Annotated in this window: 26 protein-coding genes and 1 pseudogene; 11 read left to right on the top strand and 16 right to left on the bottom strand. The window is 60.2% G+C overall.

The features are described from left to right. The 14 genes from L1073_RS00435 to L1073_RS00370 form a co-directional block, all read right to left on the bottom strand. Positions 1-510, bottom strand: coding sequence for a hypothetical protein (locus L1073_RS00435; RefSeq protein ID WP_246896209.1), 510 nt, complete (start codon positions 508-510; stop codon positions 1-3). Continuing rightward, positions 507-2,240: a DNA cytosine methyltransferase gene (locus L1073_RS00430; RefSeq protein WP_246896207.1), complete on the bottom strand. Its 1,734-nt coding sequence runs from the start codon at positions 2,238-2,240 to the stop codon at positions 507-509. The genes L1073_RS00435 and L1073_RS00430 overlap by 4 nt, the downstream gene beginning before the upstream one ends. Next, a complete protein-coding gene (locus tag L1073_RS00425) occupies positions 2,237-2,914 on the bottom strand; it encodes a hypothetical protein (RefSeq protein ID WP_246896205.1) in 678 nt (225 codons plus the stop codon). The genes L1073_RS00430 and L1073_RS00425 overlap by 4 nt, the downstream gene beginning before the upstream one ends. A gap of 99 nt (positions 2,915-3,013) precedes the next feature. Next, positions 3,014-3,838, bottom strand: coding sequence for a YfdQ family protein (locus L1073_RS00420; RefSeq protein WP_246896204.1), 825 nt, complete (start codon positions 3,836-3,838; stop codon positions 3,014-3,016). Beyond that, a complete protein-coding gene (locus tag L1073_RS00415) occupies positions 3,838-4,215 on the bottom strand; it encodes a hypothetical protein (protein ID WP_246896202.1) in 378 nt (125 codons plus the stop codon). Before L1073_RS00415 ends, L1073_RS00420 begins: the two co-directional genes overlap by 1 nt. Before the next feature lie 247 nt (positions 4,216-4,462). Next, positions 4,463-4,666 (bottom strand): hypothetical protein, encoded by a 204-nt coding sequence (locus L1073_RS00410; protein WP_246896201.1) that lies wholly within the window; start codon positions 4,664-4,666, stop codon positions 4,463-4,465. Beyond that, a complete protein-coding gene (locus L1073_RS00405) occupies positions 4,659-4,814 on the bottom strand; it encodes a hypothetical protein (protein WP_246896199.1) in 156 nt (51 codons plus the stop codon). The genes L1073_RS00410 and L1073_RS00405 overlap by 8 nt, the downstream gene beginning before the upstream one ends. Next, the gene (locus tag L1073_RS00400; RefSeq protein ID WP_246896198.1) at positions 4,811-5,116 is read right to left on the bottom strand and encodes a hypothetical protein; all 306 of its coding nucleotides are present in this window, start codon (positions 5,114-5,116) and stop codon (positions 4,811-4,813) included. Before L1073_RS00400 ends, L1073_RS00405 begins: the two co-directional genes overlap by 4 nt. Continuing rightward, on the bottom strand, positions 5,113-5,508 hold the full coding sequence (locus L1073_RS00395) for a helix-turn-helix domain-containing protein (protein WP_246896196.1): 396 nt from the start codon (positions 5,506-5,508) through the stop codon (positions 5,113-5,115). Before L1073_RS00395 ends, L1073_RS00400 begins: the two co-directional genes overlap by 4 nt. A gap of 146 nt (positions 5,509-5,654) precedes the next feature. Further along, a complete protein-coding gene (locus tag L1073_RS00390) occupies positions 5,655-6,284 on the bottom strand; it encodes a BRCT domain-containing protein (RefSeq protein ID WP_246896194.1) in 630 nt (209 codons plus the stop codon). Between the two features lie 136 nt (positions 6,285-6,420). Next, the gene (locus L1073_RS00385) at positions 6,421-6,876 is read right to left on the bottom strand and encodes a hypothetical protein (protein WP_246896193.1); all 456 of its coding nucleotides are present in this window, start codon (positions 6,874-6,876) and stop codon (positions 6,421-6,423) included. After that, entirely contained in the window at positions 6,873-7,355 is a 483-nt protein-coding gene (locus L1073_RS00380) for a type II toxin-antitoxin system HicB family antitoxin (protein WP_246896191.1), read from the bottom strand. Before L1073_RS00380 ends, L1073_RS00385 begins: the two co-directional genes overlap by 4 nt. Then, positions 7,352-7,591, bottom strand: coding sequence for a type II toxin-antitoxin system HicA family toxin (locus tag L1073_RS00375; protein WP_246896189.1), 240 nt, complete (start codon positions 7,589-7,591; stop codon positions 7,352-7,354). The genes L1073_RS00380 and L1073_RS00375 overlap by 4 nt, the downstream gene beginning before the upstream one ends. A 134-nt stretch (positions 7,592-7,725) precedes the next feature. Next, the gene (locus L1073_RS00370) at positions 7,726-8,253 is read right to left on the bottom strand and encodes a LexA family protein (RefSeq protein WP_246896188.1); all 528 of its coding nucleotides are present in this window, start codon (positions 8,251-8,253) and stop codon (positions 7,726-7,728) included. A 320-nt stretch (positions 8,254-8,573) separates the two neighbouring features. On the opposite strand from L1073_RS00370, the gene L1073_RS00365 reads away from it, so the two are divergent. Next, positions 8,574-8,867: a transcriptional regulator gene (locus L1073_RS00365; protein WP_246896186.1), complete on the top strand. Its 294-nt coding sequence runs from the start codon at positions 8,574-8,576 to the stop codon at positions 8,865-8,867. 144 nt (positions 8,868-9,011) lie between these two features. Here the strand turns inward: L1073_RS00365 and L1073_RS00360 are convergent, their stop codons facing one another. Beyond that, on the bottom strand, positions 9,012-9,305 hold the full coding sequence (locus L1073_RS00360; protein ID WP_246896184.1) for a hypothetical protein: 294 nt from the start codon (positions 9,303-9,305) through the stop codon (positions 9,012-9,014). 84 nt (positions 9,306-9,389) lie between these two features. Beyond that, positions 9,390-9,890: a hypothetical protein gene (locus L1073_RS00355; RefSeq protein ID WP_246896183.1), complete on the bottom strand. Its 501-nt coding sequence runs from the start codon at positions 9,888-9,890 to the stop codon at positions 9,390-9,392. A 230-nt stretch (positions 9,891-10,120) separates the two neighbouring features. On the opposite strand from L1073_RS00355, the pseudogene L1073_RS17320 reads away from it, so the two are divergent. The 10 genes and pseudogenes from L1073_RS17320 to lysC all read left to right on the top strand — a co-directional run. Continuing rightward, positions 10,121-10,921: pseudogene (locus tag L1073_RS17320) on the top strand (DnaT-like ssDNA-binding domain-containing protein); the annotation flags it as partial. Between the two features lie 34 nt (positions 10,922-10,955). After that, a complete protein-coding gene (locus tag L1073_RS00350) occupies positions 10,956-11,747 on the top strand; it encodes a replication protein P (protein ID WP_246896181.1) in 792 nt (263 codons plus the stop codon). A gap of 141 nt (positions 11,748-11,888) precedes the next feature. Further along, the gene (locus tag L1073_RS00345; RefSeq protein WP_246896179.1) at positions 11,889-12,179 is read left to right on the top strand and encodes a hypothetical protein; all 291 of its coding nucleotides are present in this window, start codon (positions 11,889-11,891) and stop codon (positions 12,177-12,179) included. An 89-nt stretch (positions 12,180-12,268) separates the two neighbouring features. Then, the gene (locus L1073_RS00340; protein ID WP_246896177.1) at positions 12,269-12,688 is read left to right on the top strand and encodes a VRR-NUC domain-containing protein; all 420 of its coding nucleotides are present in this window, start codon (positions 12,269-12,271) and stop codon (positions 12,686-12,688) included. Beyond that, complete coding sequence (locus tag L1073_RS00335) at positions 12,688-13,215, top strand: hypothetical protein (protein WP_246896176.1); 528 nt, start codon at positions 12,688-12,690, stop codon at positions 13,213-13,215. Before L1073_RS00340 ends, L1073_RS00335 begins: the two co-directional genes overlap by 1 nt. 90 nt (positions 13,216-13,305) lie before the next feature. Next, entirely contained in the window at positions 13,306-13,707 is a 402-nt protein-coding gene (locus L1073_RS00330; protein ID WP_246896175.1) for a hypothetical protein, read from the top strand. 8 nt (positions 13,708-13,715) lie between these two features. Continuing rightward, the gene (locus tag L1073_RS00325) at positions 13,716-14,075 is read left to right on the top strand and encodes a D-Ala-D-Ala carboxypeptidase family metallohydrolase (RefSeq protein ID WP_246896174.1); all 360 of its coding nucleotides are present in this window, start codon (positions 13,716-13,718) and stop codon (positions 14,073-14,075) included. Next, a complete protein-coding gene (locus L1073_RS00320; RefSeq protein WP_246896173.1) occupies positions 14,072-14,368 on the top strand; it encodes a hypothetical protein in 297 nt (98 codons plus the stop codon). Before L1073_RS00325 ends, L1073_RS00320 begins: the two co-directional genes overlap by 4 nt. Then, positions 14,365-14,739, top strand: a complete 375-nt coding sequence (locus L1073_RS00315; protein WP_246896172.1) for a hypothetical protein — start codon at positions 14,365-14,367, stop codon at positions 14,737-14,739. The genes L1073_RS00320 and L1073_RS00315 overlap by 4 nt, the downstream gene beginning before the upstream one ends. Then, a complete protein-coding gene (lysC, locus tag L1073_RS00310) occupies positions 14,717-14,968 on the top strand; it encodes an Rz1-like lysis system protein LysC (RefSeq protein ID WP_246896171.1) in 252 nt (83 codons plus the stop codon). Before L1073_RS00315 ends, lysC begins: the two co-directional genes overlap by 23 nt. Positions 14,969-15,012 lie beyond the last annotated feature (44 nt).

The raw sequence follows: 15,012 nt of genomic DNA, 5'->3' as shown, positions 1-15,012 counted from the left end.
TCAATCTCCTGTTGCTCTCTGCCCGCCGGGGCCGTGTCCGCGGCCGGCACGCCACTTTTGCTCTTGTCGTGCGATGGTCTCGTTCTGCGCGTCGCGCTGCTTATCCAGTATCTCGCGCACCTCGGGTAGCGCCTCGATCTGCCGTAGTCGTCCGATCTCCTGGCGCTGGCGGGCGATGATACCGCCGGCAATCTCGGCCAACTGCCAGCGGTCGGCGGGCGTCTCGCCGTCTGGCCGGATCTTCCCAAGGCCGTAGCATCCGCCACACGGCTTGGTGGCATTGCCTTTGATGCTGTCGCGCCCGGTGCCCATGCAGACGGTGCAATCATCTGGCTCGATCTTTCGCCAGTGCTGTTGCCAGTCCTCCAGGGTGGTGATGCTCTTCAGATCCTTGTCGAGATCGAGGTAGCAGACGAGCGTCTGCCCCTCGAGGGCACCGCCACCTTGTTGCTCGCCGACCCAGGAAAACCGGCCACCATGCGTGATGTGGGTATGGGTGGGTTTGGTCATGAAGCTTCCTGTGTTGTCGTCTTCATGTGGTGTTCCTCCCTGTTAGCTCGCGCGACCGCAGCCATAGGCAGGGGGCTGACGCTGTTGCCGCACATGCGGGTCTGAGCGGTAAGAGTGAAGCGCCGACCATCATGACCGTGATCGATGATGTAGGTGCCGGGGAAGCCCTGGGCACTGTAGAGTTCGCGCGGTTTGAGCATGCGCAGGGCGATATCGACGATCACGTAGGGCGTGCCCTTGATCGTTACGGTCACCAAGGCCAAGCGATCCTTGGTGCTGATCGTGGTCATCGGGTCGCGGAGGTCCGCCCACTGGCCCCCGGTACTGTGGTAGCGCATCAGGAACGCCGCGACGCGCAGCGCGCCGGCCTCGTGCTCGGGCGATAGCCGGCACTCGACCAGGGCATGATGACCACCACCAGCGGCCACAGTGGTCAGCGGGCCTCGAATGTCAGTGCCGTGGCAGTGTTGGCGCAGGGTGGTCAGGTGCGCGGTGACGAGCTGCTGCTGGGTACCACGACCGGTGATGGTGCTGAGCGGCTGCCGGGCATCGCGTCCCGGCGTTTGGTTCCATCCTCCGTTCATCTGGGCGAGGTAAGCCATGCCAAGGGCAGTCCCGCCGCTGGCTGTCACCGTATTGAGTGGCTCACGGATGTCACGGGTGCCGCTTCCCCAACGCTGCGGACCGCCCGGCTTCCCTTCGCCATGAGCCACCTGGACCAGGGTAGGGGCCGCTACAGCAAATGAGCCGCCACGCGGCCAAGCAGTGACAGTCCGCAATGGTTCGCGGATGTTGTTAACCTGGTCGTGTGCACTACCGTAATTGGCAATCGGCACGATGAACGGGTCACCGCTATCGAGCACGAATTTCTGAATGCCCTTGGCGATGCGCCGCAAGGTATTGTCGGCCAACGGTCGAGGCCGGTCGAAGATGCTGCGCGTGGGAATCGACCAGTCGATGCACTCGGCGGCCGATCGCCAACGCTTCTGCCCGCGCTTGGGGTGCTTGTGGTGCGTTGGCTCGGGCCAGACGATGGGGTGGCCATCGCAACGAGCGACCAGGAACAGGCGTTCGCGGGTGGTCGGCGCGCCGTAGTCGCAGGCGCGCAACGTGCGCCACTGCACGGCATAGCCCAGACGTCGCAGGCCGGCCACGAAATGCTCCCAGTTGTGGCCGCGGCGTCGGCGGTCCGGTACCAGGAACTGCTGCGCGAGCGGCACGCGTTCGCCGGGGGCTGCGACACTTCCGTCGACCTTCACCACTCGCCCGGTCTTCTTGCAGCGCTTGGCGATCAGCGGCGACCACTGAAGGATCTGCTCGACGTTTTCCAGTGTGATGACGCGTGGCCGGACCTTGCCGGCCCACTTATGCACGACCCACGACAGCGAGCGGATGGCGCGTTTGCGCGGCTGGCCGCCGCGGGCCTGGCTATGATGGGTGCAGTCTGGGCTGGCGTGGAAGTGGCCGACCGGCCGTCCCTGGCAGGCGGCCAGCGGGTCGACCTCATAGACATCCGACAGGTAGTGCTCGGCGCCTGGGTGGTTGGCCTGATGCATGCTGATCGCGTCGGCGTCGTGGTTGATGGCCACGTGCACCGGGCGATCTAGGCCTATCTCCAGCCCGGTGGAGGCACCGCCACCACCGGCGAACAGGTCGACGTTGATCTCGCCATCGAAGTCGATTGCGAACTGAGTGCTCCAGGCGAGGCTGGCGGAAGGATTGGCTGTCATTGAGCCTCATCTCCCTGCCGCGCGGCTGCACGATCAAGCCGCTCGATCTCGGCGAGGATCAGAGCGCCAGCCTTGACTAGGTCGCGTCGACGGTCGCGGGGCTTCCACCACTTCTTGCTCCAGCTCCCCGGCCACATATCTCGGAGGATGATGTTGTTGTCTAGTGAGTAAATGCCGGTAACTCGGCCCCTCTGCTTTTCCGGGAGAGAGGCCACGAAGGCATAGCTTGCAGCGGCATAGCCCAACTGGCCGTTGACGTACCCATCATCCCGCTCTCGGCTGAAGCCCTCGGTCGAGAGCTGCCGCATGCGCTCGCGGTAGACGTCGGCATAGGCTCGGTGATGGTGGCTGTTGACGTGAGCGAAGCCGGAGTCGGCGCAAAGCAGTAGCTGGGCAAAGACATGCTTGGCTCGCACGGCGACGCTGACAATATCGCCGTCCTCGTTTTCCCCTCGGTAGATCTCAGTGAAGTCTGCGCGGTGATCGAAGCTCAGGGAGTCGATGTAGGCATCGGCGTTGCGGTCATATGCCTCGATGTCTTGCGCACTATCGATCTCGGGATCAATAGGTGGCTCCGTGATCTTGATGCTGAGTTCGAAGCCGAAGGGTTCAAGCACGTCTTTGAACGGGCGCTCTTCGAACAGCGGGTGGTTGAGCAGTTGGTGGTGTTGCATGTGATTTACTCCTGTTCATGCAGGCCAGTGGTCAAGGAATCCTTGATGACTCTCTCACCGCTGCCCTGAGAAGCCCGGCCTCCGGGCCGGGCGCCTTGTTCAGCCGCGCGGTGCGTCGGCGTGGATCATCATCACGTCGTCGCCGAGGTCGCGCTGGATCTGGGTCAGCGTGTTGGCGAAGGCGTCCTCGAGGAGTCGCTCGGGGCGTAGCAGGTCGAACCACATGGCCAGTTGGCCGTCGTTGATGCGGTAGCGCAGGCGAGCGGTCAGCTCGTAGTGGTCGCCACCCTCGAAGACGGGGATTCCCAGGGTGAAGGTTTCGGGGATCTCGATGGTGCCCTTACCTGCGGAGCCCTGGATCTCCTCATTGAAAGTGATCTGCACCTCGCCGTTGTCGAGACGAACGCCGCTCTGGAAGTCGACCTTTTTCTTCGCTTCGAGAGTGCGGCTGATGGTCAGAATGTCGCTGCCATTGGGATGCTGGACATCGGGCAGGTTGTCCTCGATGAATTTGGCGAAGTCGGCTTGGCGCATTGCCTTGCCGTCGGCGGCCGTCCAGGTCTTCCAACTGCGAGAATGTGGGCAGGCATAGGTCGCACGGTGATCGCCCCAGGCCGGCTCGCTCGGTGCTGGGTGGTCCAGTACCGCCGTGAACCGGGTATTTTCGAGGTCGGCATAGATGGTTGTGGCCGCGTCCTTGAAGCGGTTCACGTAGCGCCCGAAGTCGGTAGCGTTGTGAATGGCCACCCGCTGGCGCGTGCGGCGCGGTTGGGCTTGGAATTGCTCCAGGTCCTCAAGGTGATACCCTTCCGGGATAAGCACCGCGTGCTGCTCATCGATGCAATCGCTCGCCAGTGCGCCCGTGTTGGCCAGGGTGGTACCAGCGGCTAGAGCCGCCTGAAAGTCGCGTTGGTCTTCCATCATCACACCTTCTTCAGTTGGGTGGGTTTCTCTTCTTCAGCCACGGTGCGCGCCTCTTGCTTCTCGTCCTCGACACGCTTGAGGTCGAACTTCTGCTGGCGCGGATCCTCGAGCTGTAGCTGGAGGTTGGTGTCCTCGAACATCACGCTGGCGCCGCGATCCATTTGGGGTAGCTGAGACTTGATCTCGTCGGTGAGCATGAACATGCCCGGCATACCTTTCTCGGGCTTGATCTTGACCTTGTAAGTGATGACCGCCTGTTTGCCGGTTTCCTTGCAGGCGTCCTGCGCTTCCAGGAGCGTCTCGCTTAGTTCCTCGGCAGACTGGCCGCGCCGCATCTTGGCGAGCATCTGAGTGAAGGCGTGTGGGTTCGTTTCCATGTCGGTCTCCTGTCTGTTGCGGTGCCAAGGCACCGGACAATCCGCTCGAGCGTTTTTAAGCGGACTCACCGCTGCCCTGAAAAAGCCCGGCCCGGAGGCCGGGAAGTACGCAGGGAATTGAAGGCTGGCGCCCGGGGCGGTGACTCCCCATCGCCAGCTGCTGGCGTTTTGCTCGTGGTCCGCCTGGCACATCGACCAGCGTTGCCGGCGGGCGAGACCCTGATGCGGTCAGGGCGACCGCGGGTATTCAGGCCGTATGAATCTCGATGCCTGGTGTCAGGCCATGGCGTTCGTGCCGCCAGCGGCGTGCCTGGTGGCGCTTCCCCCGACGCTTGGCGCGCTCGGCCAGGTAGTCCGAGGCCGTGCCCTTCGGGTGGATGGTTTCGGTATCACAGTCGCCGCCGTAGAAGTACACGCAGTTCCTTCCTACCTCGATCAGTCGTTTACGCATGCTGGCGGTCCTCCATCCGTAGTTGCCCGTGGCGTACCACGAGGTTCCAGTTGTAGCGGTCGGCGATCTGGCGGCAGGCGCGCAGGCCGGTGGTGTAGCGCAAGCGCTTATTGCCGCGCGGCGTCTTGATGACGGTCAGGCGGTTCATGACTGGGCCTCCTGGAGCTTGCCGTGCAGGTGGCAGAACAGGTGGGCTAGCTCGGTTTCGATGCGCTCGTCGCGTGTCTCGCCGTCGCGCTCGTGGCCAGGGTTCATGTAGCAAATCAGCAATTCGCCTTTCTCTGAGATCTGCGAATCGCCGACTGGGTGGGTCGCGACGATGACTGCATGCACGCCGCCGTGGAACTCGGCATCGGCGACGTAACGGCCTTGCAGGGTCACGTCGATGGCCGTGTCTACGATCATGCTGATGGTTGCGCGCTGAGCGCTGGTGATCGGGGCGGTATTCATGCGGAGAGCCCCCCGTTGTCCCGTTGAGACGCACGCGCGGTGATGCTGATCTGCTGGCGGCCCCGGTTGGGTGGGCGCCGTATTGCGTCTGCGTGTGGGTTGAGTGCTGAGATAAAGAGGGCGATGGCCAGCGGTGCGATCCAGCCGCGTTTCATCGCCTTGGCGACGGCATCCGTTGCACGGGAGGCATGCAGCCAGAAATACAAACTTTCGGTTGTGCTCTTGATGGTGGCGGGTGAGACGCCGCGCAGCTTGGCAATCTCTTTCTGGGTCATGCCGGCGGCAAGCCCGGCGATCACCTGCGCCTGTTTGACGGTGGGCAGCCCTTGAGCCTGGCGACCTATCTGGCAGCGGTATCCCGCGAATTCGATGGTGTTGGTTGGGTTGGTCATCCTGCGTTCCCCATCGGTGTCGTTGTGCGATGGGGTAACTATTACCCATAGGTAACTATACGGTCAATACCTATAGGTAATTTTTATTCAGGTAACCACAAAAAACCCGCCTCGGTGGGCGGGTGTGTATCGAGAGGGTGGGCCGGTTAGTCGAGGAAGCTTGCCCAGTGCTTTTCACTGATGATAGCGATGGGGTGACCATCATCACGAAGCATTAGAGCCTTTTCGAGCTTGCTTCCATAGTTGGCGTGAGTCCACTGGTCGCTGGCTTGCTGCCCGAGCACCACGTAGTCGGTCTTGCGCGAGACCGCTCCCAACACACGTCCGCCGCGAATGGTGATATCGGCTTTCACTTCTTCACGTGTACCGGAAACGAAAGTGCCGGTGACCACGAAGGTGCGGCCGTCGAACTCGATATTCGGCTGCGGGTCGTTAAGCGGCAGGGCGGTGGTGCTCACCGTGGCGGCACCCTCTAGCTTGCCGCCACCGGTCAGGTCGACCAGCATGCCCAGCAGCTCGGCTTCTTCGTTACTGTCCAGGCGGCCATCCGCTAGCGATTCGCTAAGTCGCTGGAAAAGCACGTTGTAGGGCCAGGTATCGAGGGCGCCGGGGCGCTCTTCCAGCCATTTTAGGAGGTATTCGGCTTCGCTCTGGTTGAGCATGCCGTCTGCCAGTAAGCCACGGGCGATGCCGATCAGTTCATTGGTGTGGGGCCTGAGCTTTTTGGCATCTTGCAGTCGCTCGGTAATGGTTTGGCCGGTTGCATTATTGGTCATGGTCTTTTCCTTTGGTGGTTCCCTGCGGGCCATGGGCCCGATTCGAGTATGCCAAAGGGAGACGGAGGGCGTCTGTAAGCGATTCTGCACAAAAAACCCGCCTCGGTGGGCGGGTTTTCGAAAGTCATAGGTTTTTCTACGAAGGAGTATCTGGCGTCTCTTCCTTATTTGTAGAAGCCGGTGCTTGTGAAATCGTTTCATTGCCTAGCGGCAAAGTAAGCGGCATGTTCATGCCGTGAAGCCCAATATTGTTTGTAATGCTGTCTAATAGCGGACGCATGCAGCCATATAGAAGATTCGCTGCGTACACTTTTTGAAGAGTATCTTTGATGAGATAGGGCTCAACTCCATCGTTAAAAGTGTAGCATCCAGATGCTTTTACTTTGAGCCAAGGGTTGCTTTTTTCTGGCTCTCTTGTAGATAGAGCTATCTTGATGATTACAGTAAAATGATCGCTGCCAGGAGCCTCGTCAGAAAATGAAATCTCGAACTTCATCTCAAGGTCGAGCGGCTCCGTAGCATCAAATTCGATGCCATTGGCCTCGATGTCTTCAAAGCGATAGCGTGTAAGGTCGAAGTTTGCTTCACTCATTGCACTACCCTTAGACGTTTAGTCGTTTGAATAGGAGCCATTTGGAAGTCCATCTCGCCTCGGTAAGTTACTGTTTCATGGGGCGTGGGATGAAAATGCTCATGTGTATGATGATGAACTTCTTGGAAATCCGAGGGGCACCCATTTTTGAGCCACATGACAGAGATTTTTTTCATGGTGTCATTAAGGCTTAATCCCTGACGACTCGCAGCTAAAGCAAGGCTTTTGTGCAAATCAGGACCAAGGCGAACATTAAAAGTTCCACGGAAAGGCTTGTCTGGGTCGACTTCTTCCTCGGCACAAGTCTCCAGGTAGTCTTCCACTGACTCTATGAATGCTTCATTGAGAGCGGGGAGAGTTTCTGCTTCATATGTAACGAGGTCCACGATGTGGAGGATACTGCCATGCAGTACGCCATCCTCAATAGAAAATTCCACAGACCCTTGATAGCCTCGGTGTTCAAGCACTTGGGTTTTCATATCTTTCCATGCTCCTCCAAGGCGGTGAGAACCTTGTCCACCAGATACATCTTCATTGTGTTATCTGGATGTGGCTCGTGGAGACTAATTTTTTGATTTTGATCATCAATAAACTTCCGGCGAGAGCCTTTTCCGTTCTTCAGCCGGTAGCCCAAGCTCTCCAATAGAGCTACCAACTCGTCCCAAGTGAAGTCCTTTGGGCGCTGTCTCAGCCGGTCCAGTCGTTTGTTACCCATGACCACCTCTTGGTCGACTGCTCTGCCGGTGGCGCAACTGTAATCTAGTTGCTCCTCTCTGTATAGGTCTGCAAGGCAGGTTTCTCAAGAGTAAGCCCCTTATTTTCGTCTCTCTTATCTGCGTATCGATTTCTTTACAGCCTCGTCTTGGCTTCCACGGCAACCCCGAGGATCCGGCAGTTGCCGTTGATGGGGATCAGCGGGTAGGCGGGGTTGAGCGCCTTGAGATAGCGCCGACCACCGTCCTCGATCAGTTGCTTGAAGGTAGCTTCGTTGCTGTCCGCAAGCAGAGCGGCCACCAGCTTGCCCGGCACCGCTTCCTTGCCAGTATCGAAAAGCACCAGAGTGCCTTCAGGAACGCTAGGGCGGCTGCCAGTCGGTGCAGTCATGGAGTCACCCTGTACCTCTAACCAAAACGCTCTGCCTTCGGCACGGTAATCGGTGGCCTCTTCGTGGGGTTCACCGCCAGGTTCATAGGGCGTGACACACTCCGTCCAGGCCCCGGCCTGCACCCGGCTGATTACCGGATAACGGTGGTAGCGGATCGGCTGTGGGGCTTTTTGAACGTTGGCGTCATGGCGAACGGTATCACCCACCTTGGGGCCTTCTTTGATGGCTTCGCCTGGTTTGGGGGCTGATCTATAAGCATCTCCTAGAGCCATGCCTCTATCCAGCCAACCGCGTTCTAGTCCAATCGCCGCTTCAATGTGTCGCGCGAATGTCTCGCCAATTCGTTTTCTGTGCTTACCCGTGCTCAGGCAGCGCGAGATGTAGTCCGGCTGGCGGTCAATGGCCTCGGCCAAGGCAGCCCTTTTCCCATTGAAACGCTCTTGCAGCAGTAGGCGAAGGTTGTTCCGCCGAGTCTCATGAATGTCCATACCCCAATCATCGGGCTCCGTTACTTAAAGGTAAATTTCCCTCAGGTATTGAAATGTGATTACCTATGGGTAATCATTTGCCCTAACGTATACAGGAGCAGTTCATGAGAAACCAAAACCGATGCCTGCTGGCGTGGGTCAAGAAAGCGAGTGATGACGATATCGCCAATACGGGCACTACCAGGGCGTACCTGAAGCAAATCGCTTACGGGAACAAGATTCCTTCAGCTGAGATTGCTTCACGTATTGAGAAAACAACATCAGGTCAGGTGACTCGCCCCGAGTTACGTCCCGCCGACTGGTGGATTGTATGGCCTGAATTGATCTCTTCATCTGATCTTCCTCCCTCTGACACCCCACAGGTTACTCCTGGCCAGGAAGAGACGACGACCGCCTGACCGGGGTGGACAGGCATACAGGGGAAATGGAGAACGACATGACATATCAAGGTCCTTTGAGCGCTGCTAAAGCCCGAATCGACATCAGGCGGGGACGCCTGCTCGGTATAAGAGCCGAGCAGGCGCATCAGGCAGGGGATGACCTTACAGCCAATCTTTTGTCGGCAAGGTCGACTTGTCACTCTCTCCGAGCATTGCGAACTCTAGATGCTCTTCGCTCATTGCCATCACTTGAGCAGGAGTCCAGTGATGCTTCTGCATGAGGTAGTAGCGAATAGCGACAAGCCCCGTCAGTTCGCTACTTTTGTACCCTTCTCGCTTGGAGATTTTGTCTCCGAGGCGGACCAACAGCCGGTGCTGGTGGTACTTCGTCTGGGCTTCAGCCTCATGCAGTTTTTCCTGCTCTTCAGTGAGGAGCTTATTTTCCGTTTCGGCCATGGTGCTTCTCCATCGGGTTCATTGAGTTGTGTGGAAACTCCTAATGTACCGGAGAGTGCCGTGGCCATCTATTCGAAGTGGTTGCTAGGCAATGGCACGGATGACGCGCTGGCGGAAGGACAAGGGCTGGACAAAGTCCGTTCTGCCGCGCTCACACATGGAGTCGTTGTAGGCGGGTATTCGCAGGCTTTCGATATTCGGTGTATCCAGCATGGCGATCTTTTCAGCACGCCTATCGAAGGCCGCAATATCCAGCTCATCAGCTTTCCTCAAGAGCTTTTGGAATTTCTGCCTAGCCTCTTTGCATTGCAGCGCCTTTTGTTCGGGAGAGATGACGAAGTCCAGCACAGTGCTGGCGGTAATCAGAAGACCGCTAGTACCGGTGACCAAGGGGCTGGCAGTTATCAAGCCGGCAAACGCCGCACTGCCACCGAACAGGCTGGTGAACTTGAACAAGCCCGCCAAGCGTTTGTAAAGCCGTTCTTGAAGGATCATGTATCTCACGGAGTACATGGCATCTCCCTTGGCTTCATAGAACGTTCTATCGTCCATCCGGACCGCTGGCTTTTGCTGCGACATCGTCATCTTGCTCCTTCACATTCAGCTGGGTTTTTCAGGCTGAGGCGGTGGTGGCGGGGTCCTCAATGGTGGCGTGTAGCTACGCCTATCGTCTCCATCGCTCGCCGTACAGTCATGTATCAAACAACTGCGTTTCATGGGCACTCTCCGTTGCGTGAGGTGGGTTTCAGGTTGGCACCCCATAGCTTACTTCGTACGACGTATGAGTGCCCACCCTTTGCTAATGGAGTGGTCGCATGAGCATCACGGCCGCAATGCTTCCCGCGCTGCTGGGTCGTCCTGTGGCGTATCAGGCGGTGTTCACCAGGCTGCCGGGCGTCTCGGTCCAGGGGGCCATATTCCTGAGCCAGGCATTGTTCCTATGCAACACGCCTACGGCACAGCGCCGGGACGGGTGGTTCTGGAAAGAGCAGCAGGGCGACGTCGACAGTTGGGAAGCCGAGACGGGGATGAGCGCCAAGCAACAGATTACCGCGCGTCGGCAGTTAGCTGCCCTTGAAGTGCTCGAAGAGAAGCGCTGTGGCGTGCCCGCCAAGACGTGGTACCGGGTCAATCTCGATTGTCTCGCCCAGGCGCTGGCGGAGGCGCTGAACGATGAGGAAACGCCCGCTAAACCGCATGGTTGCCCAGTTTCTCCCAATGGGAGAAACAGCAATCCCCCAACCGGCGAATCAAGAATCTCCCAAACGGAGGGCACAGAATCGCCCGATGGGAGTTTTCTTACAGAGACTACAACAGAGAGTACCCCCTCTCCCTCTGAGGCGCGCGCATCGATCTTCGAACGAGCTGCCGGGCAGACCGACGATGGCCAGCCGGTCGAGACCGTGAGCCGCCGCCAGCCGATGACGCTGGATTGGCAACCGGACTCGGCGACCTGGGCCCGCGCTTGCTTCGACCGTGGGCTGGCGGCCGGTACCGACCACCGCCAAGCCCTGATCGACTTCCGAGAGCACTACGCCGCCGAGCCGGGACGCACCGCAACCCCCGCCGATTGGACCCGTCGTTTCGCTCGCTGGGTCCACGAAAATCAGCAGCGCCAGCCGGCGCGCCACAACGCTTCTGGAGGGTCTCATGACCGCCCAACCGCTGATCGACCGCGCGATGACCGAACTGAGCGCGAGGCAGTCCGCCAGCAGCTCGCAAGCCCAAACGACACCAGCTGGGCAGACGGGTGGTGGCCAGACGACGAGTGCGACCCGGAGCCGCCGGGAGCAGACCACGACGTTGGTGGCGCAGGTGTTCACCCGGCTGGAAGCGATTTTTCCGAGGACGTTCTCGAGCGCGTTCCCGACGACCGAAATGCTGACCCTGGCACGTCGCGAGCTGGCGCAGGAGCTGGCGGGCTGGATACACCTACCGACGCGGCAGGTGATCGAACGGGCCATGAGTACGCTCAAGCGCGAGGGGAGCACTTGGCCACCGACGATCCCCGTGCTGGTTACGATGCTGGCGCCGACAGCGGAGGACTTCGGCATGCCGGCGACTGGTGACGCATGGACCGAGGCGCTGGCCCATGCCCATGAGCCACGCCGGCACCGCTGGAGCCATGAGGCGGTTCGCATGGCCGGGCAAAGCGTCGGCTGGTGGGATCTCACTCACACCACGGCCAAGAGCCAGTGGCCACGTCTCGAGAAGCGCTTTGCCAAGCACTACCAAGCCTTGGTCAACCGGGTAATGGCAGGCGAGCAGATCACGCCGCGCCATCTGCTCGAGGACGACAACAGCCGAAGCGCCGCTGACCTGGCGGAACGCGCAAGCCGGGAGACTGCTACCCATCGCGCCGAGGCCGAGGGTTTGCCGCATGCCATGAATGCCGACCAGGGCATACGGTCCCTGCGTGCCGCGTTGAAAGGAGAGGCGTAATGCGCGGCCCTCGATTCAAGAAACGTCGTCTTCAAACCACACGCCGAGAGTGCGTGCGCTGCGGAAATACCCATTATCCCGGCATGTTCCCGAAGGGCCGGCGGATCTGCATGCAGTGCGTGATGCGGGAGGACCGAGAGCATGGATAAACAGCTAAAGGGCGGTGCAGAGTCGCGTCGCGCGGCATTGCTTGGAAGTAATCCCCGGTTTCGGTTGTACTTGGACGCTCGGCGGCGCCACCGCAATGGCCTGACACCTGACCAACTGCCTGACGGCACACATAGCGCCGATGATGCGGCGGATTTCATCCGTGCTGCCTGCGGTGTCTCGAGTCGAGCCGAGATCGATCACGACGTTAATGCGGGCTTCATCCTGGGCCGCATCGTTGCGGACTACACGCGGTGGGAACGTCGGCAGCGGAGGGCAGGATAATGGCTTGGAACCCTAAGGCGAAAAGCGGGCAGCGGCGTATCACGACAGCTAGTGGCAAGCCTCGCAAGCGGCCATTTGATTACGAGGGCATGGAGCAAAAGCAGCTGATTTCGTGGCTTCGCGGTGAGCACATGCGCGGCAGTGAGGTGGGGCAGCTGTATCCCCATGTCTTTCATCCCCCGAACGGCGGTGTTCGCAGTTGGAAGACCGCCAGCGACATGAAGCAGCAGGGCGCGAAATCTGGCGTTAGCGACCTGGTCATTCGCCAAGCCCGTGGCGGCTGGCATGGCCTGTATTTGGAATTGAAAGCGACGCCGCCACGTGATGCCGATCTGGCCGACTCGCAACATGAGTGGTTGGATGGCTCCGAGGAAGAGCGCTACTGCGCCGCCCTCGCGCTGGGGCTCGAACAGGCCAAGGCCGTGCTGCGTGAATATGCTGCCTGGTCGCGCACTCAAGTGGCAGGGCCGGTGCAGCGTATCGCGTCGGGAACGAATTGGAGGCGTTGATGCGGTTGCCAAAGAGCGTACAGCAGATCGCGGACATCATCGGGCAAGAGAAGGCGTTGCACCTGGTGAGAACGCTGCGTGAGCAGCAGTCGGGGAAGACGTTATCGGTCTACGTGCCCGCGTCCAAGAGCCTGCATATCAATCACATGCTGGTAACGCTACTGGGGTGGAACGATGCCATGGCGTTGTGTGAGGCGCTAGGCGGTACGCACGTGTATCCATCGCGCTGTCGCTACCTGGAGCGGGCGATGGCAAACCGTCCGGTATTGGCGCTTCGCGATACGGGCATGAGCATCGCGGAGATCGCCGCCGAGTTGGGCATGAGCGAGAAATGGGTGGATGCCATCGTCGATGCCCGGGACATGGTGCGCCGTGGAATCAGCATCGAAATCGTCGCGCACTCGGTGAAGATCAATCCGTTGACGCTCGGCTACATCCTGGATGTCGAGGTGGAGGGTGACGTCGAGCCGGTCAAGCGTCGCTCGCCGCCGCGACCATCCAGCCCCCAGTACGACCTGTCGTTATGAACCACCGCCAGCGGCAGGCCCGGCTGGCGGCCCACACAATCAGGCCCATATCCACGTTGTCGCGAGTCACGGCGACTCGAGAGTCGACACATGACCGATAAATCCACGGGTCTGGGCATCATGGCAGAAACCAACGAGCGCTTGGCGCGGGTAGAAACCCGACTGGACGGCCAGGGGGAGATCCTCAACCGCCTGGAACGCCATATGGAGTCGATGAGCGACTCCCACGCGGAGATGGCCAAAGCTGTCGCGCAGATTCCCCATCTGTTTCACCAGATGATCGAGGTGCAGCAGACCACTTCCGACCAGGCTGCGCGCTTGGCTGCGCTTGAGAGCGAGATGGAGCATTCCCGCCGGTCGCGCAAGCACCTGCGTGAGGTGCTCGAGCCCCGGGTTAACCGTTCCCACTTCGTATCCAACGTCACTGCCTGGGCAGCGGCGCTGGCGATTACGGCCGTCGTGACGGCGGCGGCCAAAGGCTGGCTTACATAGGAGGTCACATGTCTGAACGTATTTCCCCTCATTTCCGGCGCGGCGAGTTCGCGTGTAGCTGTGGCTGTGGCTTCGACACTGTTGACCACGGAACCCTCGAGATCCTGGAAGCCACGCGCGAGCACTTCGGTGTGCCCGTTACGGTGACCAGCGGCTGCCGTTGCCCCGAGTACAACGCCCGCATTGGTGGTGCCGCGCATAGCCAGCACAAGGTGTCACGCGCGGCTGATATCCAGGTGAAGGGCGTGGATCCGGATGAGGTGCATGACTGGATCGATGCCAACTTCCCGTTCGTCAGCCTGGGGCGGTATGACACGTTCACCCACGTTGATACGCGCAGCGATGGGCCGGCGCGGTGGGATGGATGATGCATAGCCTTGTGCCGCATATCGCGCCGTTCTGCATGCTACTGCTGGGGCTGGCCACGCATGTGCTGAAGAAGTTCATGGAGATGCGTCAGCAACTCGAGGCATTGACGTTGATCGCGTATCTCAAGGCACGCCCCTACAAGTCGGTGATGGCCACCATCGGTGCCATGGCCGGCTACCTGCTATTGGCAGATGCCTCGGTACCGAGCCTGGTGTCTGCCTTTGGTGTCGGGTATGCCGCTGACAGCATGCTCGAGATCGTCGGGGCCAAAGCTCGGGCGGCTGCCAAATGATCGGCCTGGGTCTGCTCAAGTCGTGGCGGCTATGGGGAGCGGTGGCCGCGCTGGCTGGTGCTGCTGCCGTGGTCGGTATCGGTCTTCACCAGGCGCAGTCGATAGGCGAGCTGGAGGCCAAGGTGGCCACCAAGCAGGCCGCTATCGATAAGTTGGGTAATAAGCTCGAGGCCCAGGACGAACGACACCAGCAAGCGCTGGCGGCACGTGATGCTGCGTTGGTCGCTGCGCGAGCCCATACCCGTGATGCACAGGCACGCACTCGCAGCCTGGCGGACGAGATCAAGAACGCGAGGGCTACCGATGAACAGATTGATGCCTGTATGGGGATGCAGCTGCCTGGCGGCATTGCTGACCGCCTGCGCCAGTGAGCCCGTAACGGTAACCGAGCGTGAGCCAGTGTTGCCGCCGGCGAGCTACCTGCAGCCCTGCGACGTCTCGCTGGGTAACGGCACGATTGGCGAGGCACTGCAGGGACTGCGAGCCACGGTGGAGTGCGATCGCGCCGACAAGGCCGCGCTGCGTGCGTGGCGCACGAAGCACGACGAGGACGATGGCGACGAGCCTCGAGACTTTTTAGGTACTCCCGGCGGGGGGTGAGCCCTGCGGGTAGACGGCGGCGCGGAAATTCGCATGAGCGAGGC

The sequence above is a fragment of the Chromohalobacter nigrandesensis genome (genome assembly GCF_023061285.1).
Lineage (GTDB): Bacteria > Pseudomonadota > Gammaproteobacteria > Pseudomonadales > Halomonadaceae > Chromohalobacter > Chromohalobacter nigrandesensis.
The sequence above is the reverse complement of the archived record's forward strand: the minus strand, read 5'-3'. Positions and strand labels throughout refer to the sequence as shown.

Excerpts from the sequence above, each read along its gene's own strand:
- L1073_RS00435 (WP_246896209.1), bottom strand. The coding sequence starts at position 510 with ATGACCAAACCCACCCATACCCACATCACGCATGGTGGCCGGTTTTCC.
- L1073_RS00430 (WP_246896207.1), bottom strand. The coding sequence starts at position 2,240 with ATGACAGCCAATCCTTCCGCCAGCCTCGCCTGGAGCACTCAGTTCGCA.
- L1073_RS00425 (WP_246896205.1), bottom strand. The coding sequence starts at position 2,914 with ATGCAACACCACCAACTGCTCAACCACCCGCTGTTCGAAGAGCGCCCG.
- L1073_RS00420 (WP_246896204.1), bottom strand. The coding sequence starts at position 3,838 with ATGATGGAAGACCAACGCGACTTTCAGGCGGCTCTAGCCGCTGGTACC.
- L1073_RS00415 (WP_246896202.1), bottom strand. The coding sequence starts at position 4,215 with ATGGAAACGAACCCACACGCCTTCACTCAGATGCTCGCCAAGATGCGG.
- L1073_RS00410 (WP_246896201.1), bottom strand. The coding sequence starts at position 4,666 with ATGCGTAAACGACTGATCGAGGTAGGAAGGAACTGCGTGTACTTCTAC.
- L1073_RS00405 (WP_246896199.1), bottom strand. The coding sequence starts at position 4,814 with ATGAACCGCCTGACCGTCATCAAGACGCCGCGCGGCAATAAGCGCTTG.
- L1073_RS00400 (WP_246896198.1), bottom strand. The coding sequence starts at position 5,116 with ATGAATACCGCCCCGATCACCAGCGCTCAGCGCGCAACCATCAGCATG.
- L1073_RS00395 (WP_246896196.1), bottom strand. The coding sequence starts at position 5,508 with ATGACCAACCCAACCAACACCATCGAATTCGCGGGATACCGCTGCCAG.
- L1073_RS00390 (WP_246896194.1), bottom strand. The coding sequence starts at position 6,284 with ATGACCAATAATGCAACCGGCCAAACCATTACCGAGCGACTGCAAGAT.
- L1073_RS00385 (WP_246896193.1), bottom strand. The coding sequence starts at position 6,876 with ATGAGTGAAGCAAACTTCGACCTTACACGCTATCGCTTTGAAGACATC.
- L1073_RS00380 (WP_246896191.1), bottom strand. The coding sequence starts at position 7,355 with ATGAAAACCCAAGTGCTTGAACACCGAGGCTATCAAGGGTCTGTGGAA.
- L1073_RS00375 (WP_246896189.1), bottom strand. The coding sequence starts at position 7,591 with ATGGGTAACAAACGACTGGACCGGCTGAGACAGCGCCCAAAGGACTTC.
- L1073_RS00370 (WP_246896188.1), bottom strand. The coding sequence starts at position 8,253 with ATGGCTCTAGGAGATGCTTATAGATCAGCCCCCAAACCAGGCGAAGCC.
- L1073_RS00365 (WP_246896186.1), top strand. The coding sequence starts at position 8,574 with ATGAGAAACCAAAACCGATGCCTGCTGGCGTGGGTCAAGAAAGCGAGT.
- L1073_RS00360 (WP_246896184.1), bottom strand. The coding sequence starts at position 9,305 with ATGGCCGAAACGGAAAATAAGCTCCTCACTGAAGAGCAGGAAAAACTG.
- L1073_RS00355 (WP_246896183.1), bottom strand. The coding sequence starts at position 9,890 with ATGACGATGTCGCAGCAAAAGCCAGCGGTCCGGATGGACGATAGAACG.
- L1073_RS00350 (WP_246896181.1), top strand. The coding sequence starts at position 10,956 with ATGACCGCCCAACCGCTGATCGACCGCGCGATGACCGAACTGAGCGCG.
- L1073_RS00345 (WP_246896179.1), top strand. The coding sequence starts at position 11,889 with ATGGATAAACAGCTAAAGGGCGGTGCAGAGTCGCGTCGCGCGGCATTG.
- L1073_RS00340 (WP_246896177.1), top strand. The coding sequence starts at position 12,269 with ATGGAGCAAAAGCAGCTGATTTCGTGGCTTCGCGGTGAGCACATGCGC.
- L1073_RS00335 (WP_246896176.1), top strand. The coding sequence starts at position 12,688 with ATGCGGTTGCCAAAGAGCGTACAGCAGATCGCGGACATCATCGGGCAA.
- L1073_RS00330 (WP_246896175.1), top strand. The coding sequence starts at position 13,306 with ATGACCGATAAATCCACGGGTCTGGGCATCATGGCAGAAACCAACGAG.
- L1073_RS00325 (WP_246896174.1), top strand. The coding sequence starts at position 13,716 with ATGTCTGAACGTATTTCCCCTCATTTCCGGCGCGGCGAGTTCGCGTGT.
- L1073_RS00320 (WP_246896173.1), top strand. The coding sequence starts at position 14,072 with ATGATGCATAGCCTTGTGCCGCATATCGCGCCGTTCTGCATGCTACTG.
- L1073_RS00315 (WP_246896172.1), top strand. The coding sequence starts at position 14,365 with ATGATCGGCCTGGGTCTGCTCAAGTCGTGGCGGCTATGGGGAGCGGTG.